Genomic DNA, 10,105 nt, shown 5'->3' on the forward strand with positions numbered 1-10,105 from the left:
CTGAGAAAAGCCGGCGCAAGGTACGCCGGCCTGGGACCTGGTATGGAGAAAGGTTAGTCGGATTGCGTTACGGGCAGTTCGTGAGGGTCAAAATGGTCGACCTGAATGGCGTCGTCCACCGCTTCCTCCGCTTCGCGATACCGCTCCGCCTCGTCTGTAGTGAGAATTTTCTTGTTCACCGCCGCCTCCAACATGGCGTATAGATCGTCATCCGGTATATCTCCGGCTTTAATCGCCTTCTTGATGCGTTTCTCCAGGTTGGCCACACCGACTTTCTTCAGGAAGGCGTTTTCGATTCGACCTACCGGATCATCCGGACGGGTGTTACGGTAGACGCCGTCCACCAATCTGTCGCGGGCTTCAGAAGGTTGTAGCAACATCTCCGCAATCTCACGGCAAATAGCGTCGTCAGCGCGCTCGAAGTGGCGTCCCAAAGGAAACACCAGCGGTCTCAACAGCAGACCCAGCGCCTTCACCGGATAGTTGCGCAGCACTTCATGCAACGCATTCTGAATTTCATATTGGCAGTAGCGCATCGCCCAGTGCATCAGCGGAGCATCCGATTTAGGACAGCCATCATCATGAAAACGCTTCAAGACACTTGAGCCCAGATAGAGGTAGCTTAGACAGTCGCCCAGACGCCCTGAAATCATCTCGCGCCGCTTCAGTTCTCCCCCCAGGGAAGCCAGCGTCACGTCGCTGACCAGACCAAACGCCGCCGCCAGACGCGTCATATCACGGAAATAGGGTCTGGTTTCCCTCGCCGATTCAGGCGCTGATGCAACCGTGCCGCCAGTAAAAGCCAGCACCAAAGATCGCGCCGTGAGCTGCATGTTGCGCCGCACATGCTTGAAGAAGAGATGATCAAAGTCATCCAATGCTTTTTCTTTGTTCGGATTCTGCGCCGCTTCCATTTCCTGCAACAGATAAGGGTGCGCTCGAATGGCGCCCTGCCCGAAGATCATCAGACTGCGCGTCAGGATATTGGCGCCCTCCACCGTGATACTGATGGGAATCGCCTGATACACCCGCGCGATGTAGTTGCGCGGCCCCTTGATAACGCCCCGTCCGGCGTGCACGTCCATCGCCGCGCCGACCACAGCGCGCATTTTTTCAGTGTTGTGATATTTCAAGATGGCAGAAGGCACCGCAGGTTTTTCGTGATTATCCAGTAACCCCGCCGTCATCACTCTGGCGCTATCCATTAAATAAGTCAGCCCGCCAATTCGCGCCAAGGCTTCCTGAACGCCCTCGAAGTACCCGACCGGCAGGTTGAACTGCTCACGAATACGGGCATAGGCGCCGCTGGTGAGGCTGGACAGTTTGCCAGCCCCGGCGCTCAATGCCGGCAACGAAATAGCGCGTCCCACGGAGAGACAGTTCATCAACATCGCCCAGCCTTTACCGATGTATTTCTCGCCGCCGATCAGAAAGTCCATGGGAATAAAGACATCTTCGCCCCAGGTCGGCCCATTCATAAACACGGTGTTCAGGGGCAAGTGGCGCGCGCCGGTTTTTACGCCCGGAGTGTTGGTGGGAATCAGAGCGCAGGAGACGCCCCGCTCGACTTCATCGCCAATCAGATGATCCGGGTCATAGACTTTAAACGCCAATCCCAACACAGTGGCAACCGGCGCCAGGGTGATGTATCGCTTGTTCCAGGTCAGACGCAGACCAATGACTTCCTTACCTTCCCACTCGCCTTTGCAGACAATGCCCTTGTCGGTGATAGCGCCGGCGTCTGAACCCGCCTTGGGCGCCGTCAGCGCAAAGCAGGGAATTTCTTCACCTTTGGCCAGACGGGGCAAGTAATAATCCTTCTGCTCCTCTGTGCCGTAATGCAGCAGAAGCTCGCCAGGCCCTAACGAATTGGGCACCATGACCGTCACTGCGCCAGTGATGCTGCGGGTAGCGACTTTCATCACCGCAGTAGAATGCGCCAGCGCGGATAGCTCCAGCCCGCCATACTTTTTGGGAATGATCATCCCAAAGAAGCCATTTTCCTTGATGAATTTCCAAGTCGCCGGACTCAGATCATAGCGTTGGTGCGTGATCTCCCAGTCGTTGAGCATTTCGCACAACTGCTCTACCGGTCCGTCGATAAAGGCTTTGTCTTCTTTGGTCAGGGTAGGTTTGCTCATCGCGAGCAGCTTGTTCCAATCGGGCATGCCGGTGAACAAGTCGCCGTCCCAACTAACGGTGCCCGCTTCGATGGCTTCTTTCTCGGTATCGGAAATCCCCGGCAGCGTCTTGCCCACCCAGGCGAGGATCGGCGCAGTGACATAACGCCGCCGAATGGAAGAGGAGTTAAGCAACACCGCCGCCGCAATAAACAGCCCCCAGACGACCAACAAACCGGCGAAGCCGGGATCGGTGAACGAGAAAGCCAGAGCGGCGATAGTGAAAAGGACTGTCCAGGACAACGCGCCAGCGCCGAAATAAGCCAACGCCAACGCCGCCAATAACAGAAGCAAAACGGTCATGTTCTCCTCCTTGGGGTTTGCGAACTCAACCAAGGACTGAACGCCGGCGGGATGGGTTATATATCCGCCATGGGAACGATGTTTATGCCGTTCATAGCGCGTTCAACCGCGTCCTCTAATCTGGAAATAATCCGGAAATTCATTTAAAAACCTGCACTTCCGAATAAATCCTATGTATTAATTACCGTAACACGTAATACTCGGGAGATAATGTTTTAACTATCAATATTTCCTTACAGATAGGTAATATACGCGGAATTTTCATGGATAGAACCCGAGATTGAATAAATATAAAACATTGTGGAAATTGCGAGGTCACTATGCAGTCTTTGACTGGATACAAGGTTGGCGGTGAAGGCCAGCCTATATTGCTCCTGCACAGCTCAATGAGCTCCAAAGCTCAATGGAAAATGCTCACCAGCCAACTGCAGGAAAACTACCGCACCCTGGCGGTGGATCTATGGGGATATGGCGAGGCCCCCTACCCGGCTCATCTGGCGGAGCACTTCTGCTTACAGGACGAAGTGGATCGCGTCCTCGCTGTATTGGAGCAGGAACAGCAGGACAACGCCCCGCTGCATGTGGTCGGTCACTCCTATGGCGCAGCCACGGCGTTGAGGTTTGCGACGCAATACCCCGAACGCATTCTCAGCCTGACCATCTACGAGCCGGTCGCGTTTCATCTGCTATCGCCCGAGGAGCCGGCATTTCTGGAGATTGTGGAAGTCGTAAAAGGATTGGAGCGGACCCTCGCGCAAAACGACGAGATGTCAGCGACTCAGCAGTTTATTGATTACTGGTCCGGCCCTGGCGCATTCAAACGCTACCCTGCGGACATTCGTAACGCGCTAAGCGGACAGATCAGAAAAGTGGCGCTGGACTTCAAGGCGCTAATAGAAGAGCCCACCCGACTGCAGGATTACGCCAGCTTTCCATTCAACACCTACCTAATGGCGGGCGAGAAGAGCCCACTGTCATCCCGACGCATCAGTGAACGCCTGAAGGAAAATCTGCCCAACCTTGAATTCAAGCAGACGCCCTGGGGCCATATGGCGCCGATTACTCATGTGGCGGAAATCAACGATCTGATTCTGGCGCGCTTTCTGGACTAAGCGTTTATCAACCGGGTTGCTTTGCTTAAGACAAAAAAATCCCCGCATTCGCGGGGATTTTTTATAAGGCTTAGCCAGATGAAGCTTATTGGCCTGCGCTGGTAATAATCCAACGCTGGTTATTAGCGCCAACCCAATCCCACTGACGCAGTCTTGCGCCATTGTAGGTGCCGCCCGCAGCGTCAACGTCCAGCGCTTTGCCGCTGTGAACCGCGATCAGACGATAAGTTCCGTCGCTGTTCTTGAACGCCTGCCACTTCTGGTTGTTGGAGTTGTTACAGGTCCACTGACCCGCATACGCGCCGTTGTATTGGCTCGCGCCGAACAGATCGAGACACTTGCCGCTGTTCACAGATTTGATCTGATGAACGCCGTTACCCAGGTGAATAAACTGCCAGCGCTGATTGTTGCCACCGTGACAGCTCCACTGGATGACGGAAGCGCCATCACGACGATCGCCGCCGTAGACATCGGCGCACTTGCCGGAGTTTTTGGCTTTCATGGTGTAAATATTGGAGCCGCCATTGTTGTTGTCGCCGCCGTTATTATTGTCCCCACCATTGTTATCGCCGCCGTCGGGGTTGCCGCCGCCGACCTTTGTCGGCATGAAGCCCGCCATTTCGCTACGCACGTTGTTGATAGCGCGTGCTGCGTCCGCCTCGTTGGAGTTGCCCGCCGCAACACCACAAGGCAAACCGTTGCATTGCAGGTTGGGGTTGGAGAATTTGGCGATTTTAGGTGCGTTGAACAGCCACTCATAAGTCATGATCGTGGCGAATACGCCATCAACGCCATGACCCAGGCCATAACGATAACGCGACCCGCTCTGATCGCCCTGACGGCGGGAGTGGTTCAGGCCCATGGTGTGGCCGAGTTCGTGCGCCAACGTAGTGGGTCCGCAGCTTGGTCCAACCACGCCGTATGACCAGTTGCGGTCGACAGCGACATAAGCCACGCCGCAAGAGCCGGTGCGATGCAATTGAGTCACATAGTCCGCGCCCACTTCCTGACGCTTCTGGTTTACCCATGAGTCCACTCTCAGGTTGCCCAACACTTCCGTCATGTTGGAGCCAGTCTCTTCGTGGGCGTATGCGCCAACCAGGCGCAATTGCACGTCAATCTGGCTGTTGGTGTACATATTGTTCACCTGACTGACCCAGTTACGCACAGCGGTGTTTACATCGCCTTTGAAGTAGCTTGAGGTATAAGAATCATACACCACCATCAGATCGACGGTGACGGCTTGGGAAGTGGATGCAGCCGTCGCGAGAACGCCAGCGGCCAGAATTTTTTTGAGGCTGTTTTTCATTTTTTATACCAACTTTCCTGCTCCATTTATGGGAGTTTCCCGATAACGAACTTCGTTATTATCCGGATAGGACTTCCGCAGCGTGGAAAACGGAAAATAGATCACAAACCAGAACTCGACGGAACGTCAACGGCGCAGAAAATCTATCATTGCAGCCTTTTAACCACCATCGCCTAAAGCAGCTAGTACTTAGAGCCTACGAATAATTCAAGCTATTGATTAACAATGAAATAAATCACATAAATCTATATAGGCCTATTAATATTTACGTTACATAAAAGTCAGTAAAATCGTTAAATTGAGGAGACAATCACAAATAATAAGTATTTGCCGTTTTTTTAGACAAAACGACGCGACTTAGACCCGATCGATAGTGATGCTTTAGAGTAAACGTTAATCAGGCTCATCGACCTATAATGACAAGTACTGGTTGGTTAAAATATGGATAAAAGGCGCACTAACAATGTTCGAATTCTTTAAACGCAAAAGTACAAAGAAACAGCCGGAGAAAAAGAGCGAAGCCGAGCATGTGGATACCCGCTCTCTTGAACAGCCGGTTTGGATCGAAGTAGGCGAAGGTAATCCATTTGACGCGCCTATTTTGGATATTCGCTGCATCACTTTAAAAATTATCGCCACTACTGCCGACAAATCCATCGCGGAAAACTATGTAGCCAGCCGTGCCGACGATGGCAGGCGGTACATTGACCAAGTTATCGAAGGCGGCAAAGAAATTCCTTGTGACATCCACTACCGACATGGCGGAGAACAGCTCGAAGGAATTGTGTCGAAAGCCGAGTCCATGGACGTGAAATGGGATATTTATGCTTTCGGCGAGTGGTTTTATTTCGTAAGGAGCTGGACCTCTGTTCTCATGTACAAGGTCCACTATCAGAACACCGGTTCAGAATTAATACTCGATCGCATTGTGGCGGCGGATACAGATGATCCCAACCTGCTCAGGCAAAACATTCACTCCCTGATAATGACCCACGCCCTGAACAGCCCCTGGCCTTACACTATTCCAGCAAGCTTAAAATCGGCCAGTGCGAGTGACATCGCCCTCATGTTGTTTTCTCAGTTTGGATGCAAAGCCACTCTTGCGACCTTCGCAAACTCGATGGACATCCAGCTAATTGGAAAGTAACTCCCATTTCGAACAATCAGATAAACGCACACTCCATAACGAAAATCCCCCAGCCGCCAGTCAAAGCGCGCCAGGGGATTTCTTCAATAACTGAATATCAAAACGCTTACTTCACGCGCTTCAAATACCAGCGTTGGTTGTCGCCGCCAACCCAGTCCCACTGATGGATAGCCATGCCGCTAGCCGTTGAGACTTCTTTAACATCAAACACTTTGCCGCTTACGCCAGACACCAGACGGAACGTGCCGTCGCCGTTGTCCACTGCTTTCCATTGCTGAGCAGCGCTGCCATTACAGGACCATTGTTGCACCGTGGCGCCGTTGCTTCTGCTTGAGTTGGAGACATCCAGACATTTGCCGCTATGCACCGCTTTGACTTCATAGTACCCATCTTTGATATGGGTGAAGTTCCAGCGCTGGTTGTTACCCTGGTGACAGCTCCACTGAATGACAGGCGTACCCGCTTCCTGCTTGCCGCCGTATACATCTGCGCACTTGCTGGAGTGTTTGGCTTGCAGCATGTATACGCCGTTATCAACTGGTTGCGCTCCACTCTGACCGCCGCCGCTGCTTTTCTTGACGATAATCGAGGAAGTCGTGTCATTCACGCCGGATAGCGGGAAGCCAGATATATCTGAGGTATAAACGGTTTTCGCGCCGCCGAAGTTATCGTGCTGATACAGTTCCAATACCATGCCGGGAGGCACGCGGGCTGAGGACAGATCATCATTGCGAACGCCGCGGGAGGTCAAGTCGCTCAGGCGATACTGGCCTTCGCCCAACGCAGCGCTGTAACCCGCGTAGTTGTAATGCTGGAATACAGACACTTTGTCGCCGGAAGTGTTGCCGCCGTCGGTTTTAGTCGGTTTAAACGCAGCAATCTCATTACGCACATTGTTGATCGCCTGAGCCGCATCCGCCTCTTGCGCCTGACCGGCAGGAACGCCACAGGGAAGCCCGTTGCACTGCACTCTCGGGTTGGAGAATTTGGCGACTTTCGGGGCGTTGAACAACCACTCATACGTCATAATGGTGCCGAAAGCGCCGTCAACGCCATGGCCGAGGCCGTAGCGATAACGCGATCCGCTTTGATCGCCCTGACGACGGGAGTGGTTAAGACCCATGGTGTGTCCGACTTCGTGAGCCAGTACCTGAGGCCCGCAATCTGGACCTGTGACGCTGAACGCCCAATCCTTATGTACAGCGACGTATGCAACGCCGCAGGAACCGGTTTTATGTACTTGCGTAACGTAATCCGCGCCGACTTCCTCACGCTTCTGGATAACCCAGTTATCCACACGCAGGTTTCCAAGCACTTCTCCCATGCTGGAACCGCTTTCTTCATGAGCGAAAGCGCCGACCAAACGCAGTTGTACGTCTACCTGGCTGTTTTGATACATGGCGTTTACTTGGTCTACCCAGCTACGAATGGCCGTTGCCGGTTCGCCGCCAAAGCGTCCTGCGGAATAGGCGTCGTACACCACCATAATATCCACTGTCACCGCCTGCGCGCCCAGGGGAGCAGCCGCCAGAGTCAAGCAGGACAACCATTTAGACATACTTCCGGTTAATTTCCTTTTCATCGTTATTACTCTCTCTGTCTGTTTTTTTTTAGCCAGCCACTGTGCGACCTGGCCTCCTACCCCGGGCGCTAACACTTATCCTTATTGAGCGATAGGCCCACCGGTGCTTTGATCCGGAGACGCCGTTCCTTCATCGGCTTTGTTCACATCCGCCAATTCGGGTACTTCAACGTGCAAATCTTCACCTTTGAACAAGGTGCCGCTATTGACGATCCATCCTTTGTCGCCACGGGCCTCAACGACATACAGCCCTTCCGGGGTGGTAACGCCGCCATAGGTAAGATTTTCTCCGCGGGTAAAAGAAACCTGATTATCCTGTTCGAAATCCTTCAAATGCCCGTACCAGGTGACGTTGCCGTCGCCATGGGACTCCACCCGATCCACCACCATTTGATAAGTCGCGTTTTGCGGCAGCACAGGCACTTCCATCTCATCCCCTGGCATCAGGGACTCCAGCTTCATCGGGCTGAAGCGAATAAACTCCCGACCGTCGAAACGATCCGCATCGCTCAATTCGAGCTGGTCGGCGATACCGTCATCGCTCTTCCATGCAGAGGGCTCCCACATCGCACGTACGACTTCTTCCTGATCAAAAGCGCGACCATCGCGGCGTGCTTCAATTTCCGTCATGCGAAATTCAATGGAGGGATATTCTTCGTTGTTCATGGCGTAATCGGGGAGCTCCGGTTCGGAGTACTTCGCTGCGCCCGGAGCCGACTTAGAGGCCGCCTGTTGTGAGGATTGAACTGATTGCGCAGGCGACGCTGTAGCGGGATTCTGAGCGCCGGCGGCGGCTTGTTGCTCCTGTGTCGTCGACGCGCTTTCCCCGCCTGGCATGAATTGGTATGTCACAGCGCATAAACCGCCGATTACCGCGCCCCAAACTAATAATTGTGTTTTTTTCATGGTCGATTGACTCCTGATCAGTGCGCACAGCCTGTAACCGAAATGACAACGCCTCCCCGTCGGGAGGCTTGCGGTACAGGACCAAAAACCTTTTAAATCAAAAATTTGCGACGTGCGTCACACCCGCTTTTATGAAAGCGCTTTCATATTATGATTCAAAGCGGGCAGATGACCTAAGTGAACGGGGGGATGCACTCGGAAATCTGCCGCAAGAACACATAACAACACTCGCGCAGTCGGGATGCCGTCGTGATACGGAAGAACTTATCACTGGTCTGAGAGGATGAATATCACCCAAATAAGCTAGGACTTGTAGGCGAACCTCTTTGGCCTAGACCTTACGAGTGAAAATAGAAAGGTGATTTCTGTGGGGAGTTACAGGCTTCCAGGATGAGCCAAATGACAGGACGCTCCGTCCCCTCTTTCGACTTGGACGGTGCTATGGCCAATACGGAAGCGCTCGTTCAATTGAAACGCCAATTCGCCGAGAAAGGCGTCATCCACAGATTGATGGGGAATAAGTAAATGAACGGTTAACGCAACTTCCGTGGTGCTCATCGCCCAGATATGAAGATCGTGGATATCCGTCACGCCGGCATAGCTGCGCAAGAACGCCTCCACTTCATCAGGGTTGATATGAGAAGGCACTGTGTCCATGGCGAGATTGAGCGAATCCCGAAACAGCCCCCAGGTTCCAAACAGGATAATGGCGACAATGACCAGACTGATCACCGGATCAAGCCACAACCAGCCGGTAAACATGATAACGACTCCCGCCGCCGCCACGCCAAATGAAACGCCGGCATCCGCCGCCATGTGTAGAAATGCGCCTTTGATATTGAGATCGTGCTTTTGACCACTCAGAAACATCAACGCAGTCGCGGTATTGATAACCACGCCAATGAGCGACACGACAATTACGGTCACGCCATCCACCCTGACAGGTTGATTGATTCGGTGGGCGGCTTCCCAGGCGATCGCTCCCAATGCCAGCAGTAAAAGAATCGCGCTCAACAGGGAAGCCAGAATCGTTCCTCGACGAAAACCGTAAGTACGTCGGGAGGTCGGCGTACGCGTCGCCAGATAAGAGGCGCCCCAGGCCAGAAGTAAACCCAGCACATCGCTTAAGTTGTGCCCTGCATCAGTGATCAGCGCCAATGAGTCGGCGATAAGTCCATAAATCACCTCCACCACGACAAACCCAAGATTCAGCGCCACGCCCCAGGCAAAGGACTTGTTATAGTTCGGGGCCGAGGACGGTCCGTGAAAGTGGCCATGGTGATGCGCATGACCAGCGTGATGATCATGCTGATGAGAGCTTGAGTGCGACATATCCTTTCGCCTTGGCGTTGTAGAGAAATCCTGCAGCCAACATCAATTCGCAATGGGCTGACAAGATGACAGCGACTGAACCGGGATAATGCCATTCGACACAAGCAAATCCAACTACTTACCCTCACCAGATATAAGCGGGCACGCTCTAGAAGAGAGGAATACAGATCTTTTGAAAAGTGTCTAGTCCTGAAATAGGTTGACACCTATTTCGTCTCAAACGCCCGATGCACT

General features: G+C 53.2%; 7 protein-coding genes. 2 read left to right on the plus strand and 5 right to left on the minus strand.

Features of this window, described 5'->3' with window-relative positions:
• Nucleotides 1-53: 53 nt before the first annotated feature.
• Nucleotides 54-2,483, minus strand: coding sequence for an acyl-CoA dehydrogenase (locus ONV78_RS10540; protein WP_279503105.1), 2,430 nt, complete (start codon nucleotides 2,481-2,483; stop codon nucleotides 54-56).
• 320 nt (nucleotides 2,484-2,803) lie between these two features.
• Between ONV78_RS10540 and ONV78_RS10545 the strand changes: the two genes are divergently transcribed.
• Entirely contained in the window at nucleotides 2,804-3,595 is a 792-nt protein-coding gene (locus ONV78_RS10545; RefSeq protein WP_279503106.1) for an alpha/beta hydrolase, read from the plus strand.
• A gap of 85 nt (nucleotides 3,596-3,680) precedes the next feature.
• Here ONV78_RS10545 and ONV78_RS10550 read toward each other — a convergent pair whose 3' ends face one another.
• Entirely contained in the window at nucleotides 3,681-4,904 is a 1,224-nt protein-coding gene (locus ONV78_RS10550; protein ID WP_216737438.1) for an RICIN domain-containing protein, read from the minus strand.
• Nucleotides 4,905-5,367: 463 nt separating this feature from the next.
• Here ONV78_RS10550 and ONV78_RS10555 point away from each other — a divergent pair, with 463 nt between their 5' ends.
• Nucleotides 5,368-6,051, plus strand: coding sequence for a hypothetical protein (locus ONV78_RS10555; protein ID WP_279503107.1), 684 nt, complete (start codon nucleotides 5,368-5,370; stop codon nucleotides 6,049-6,051).
• 106 nt (nucleotides 6,052-6,157) lie between these two features.
• Here ONV78_RS10555 and ONV78_RS10560 read toward each other — a convergent pair whose 3' ends face one another.
• The 3 genes from ONV78_RS10560 to ONV78_RS10570 form a co-directional block, all read right to left on the minus strand.
• On the minus strand, nucleotides 6,158-7,609 hold the full coding sequence (locus tag ONV78_RS10560; RefSeq protein ID WP_279503108.1) for an RICIN domain-containing protein: 1,452 nt from the start codon (nucleotides 7,607-7,609) through the stop codon (nucleotides 6,158-6,160).
• Between the two features lie 105 nt (nucleotides 7,610-7,714).
• A complete protein-coding gene (locus ONV78_RS10565) occupies nucleotides 7,715-8,539 on the minus strand; it encodes a hypothetical protein (protein ID WP_279503109.1) in 825 nt (274 codons plus the stop codon).
• A gap of 375 nt (nucleotides 8,540-8,914) precedes the next feature.
• The gene (locus ONV78_RS10570) at nucleotides 8,915-9,871 is read right to left on the minus strand and encodes a cation diffusion facilitator family transporter (RefSeq protein WP_279503110.1); all 957 of its coding nucleotides are present in this window, start codon (nucleotides 9,869-9,871) and stop codon (nucleotides 8,915-8,917) included.
• Nucleotides 9,872-10,105 lie beyond the last annotated feature (234 nt).

Origin of the sequence: Hahella sp. CR1 (genome assembly GCF_029813005.1) — a bacterium.
In the GTDB taxonomy this organism is placed as follows: domain Bacteria; phylum Pseudomonadota; class Gammaproteobacteria; order Pseudomonadales; family Oleiphilaceae; genus Hahella.

Excerpts from the sequence above, each read along its gene's own strand:
- ONV78_RS10540 (WP_279503105.1), bottom strand. The coding sequence starts at position 2,483 with ATGACCGTTTTGCTTCTGTTATTGGCGGCGTTGGCGTTGGCTTATTTC.
- ONV78_RS10545 (WP_279503106.1), top strand. The coding sequence starts at position 2,804 with ATGCAGTCTTTGACTGGATACAAGGTTGGCGGTGAAGGCCAGCCTATA.
- ONV78_RS10550 (WP_216737438.1), bottom strand. The coding sequence starts at position 4,904 with ATGAAAAACAGCCTCAAAAAAATTCTGGCCGCTGGCGTTCTCGCGACG.
- ONV78_RS10555 (WP_279503107.1), top strand. The coding sequence starts at position 5,368 with ATGTTCGAATTCTTTAAACGCAAAAGTACAAAGAAACAGCCGGAGAAA.
- ONV78_RS10560 (WP_279503108.1), bottom strand. The coding sequence starts at position 7,609 with ATGTCTAAATGGTTGTCCTGCTTGACTCTGGCGGCTGCTCCCCTGGGC.
- ONV78_RS10565 (WP_279503109.1), bottom strand. The coding sequence starts at position 8,539 with ATGAAAAAAACACAATTATTAGTTTGGGGCGCGGTAATCGGCGGTTTA.
- ONV78_RS10570 (WP_279503110.1), bottom strand. The coding sequence starts at position 9,871 with ATGTCGCACTCAAGCTCTCATCAGCATGATCATCACGCTGGTCATGCG.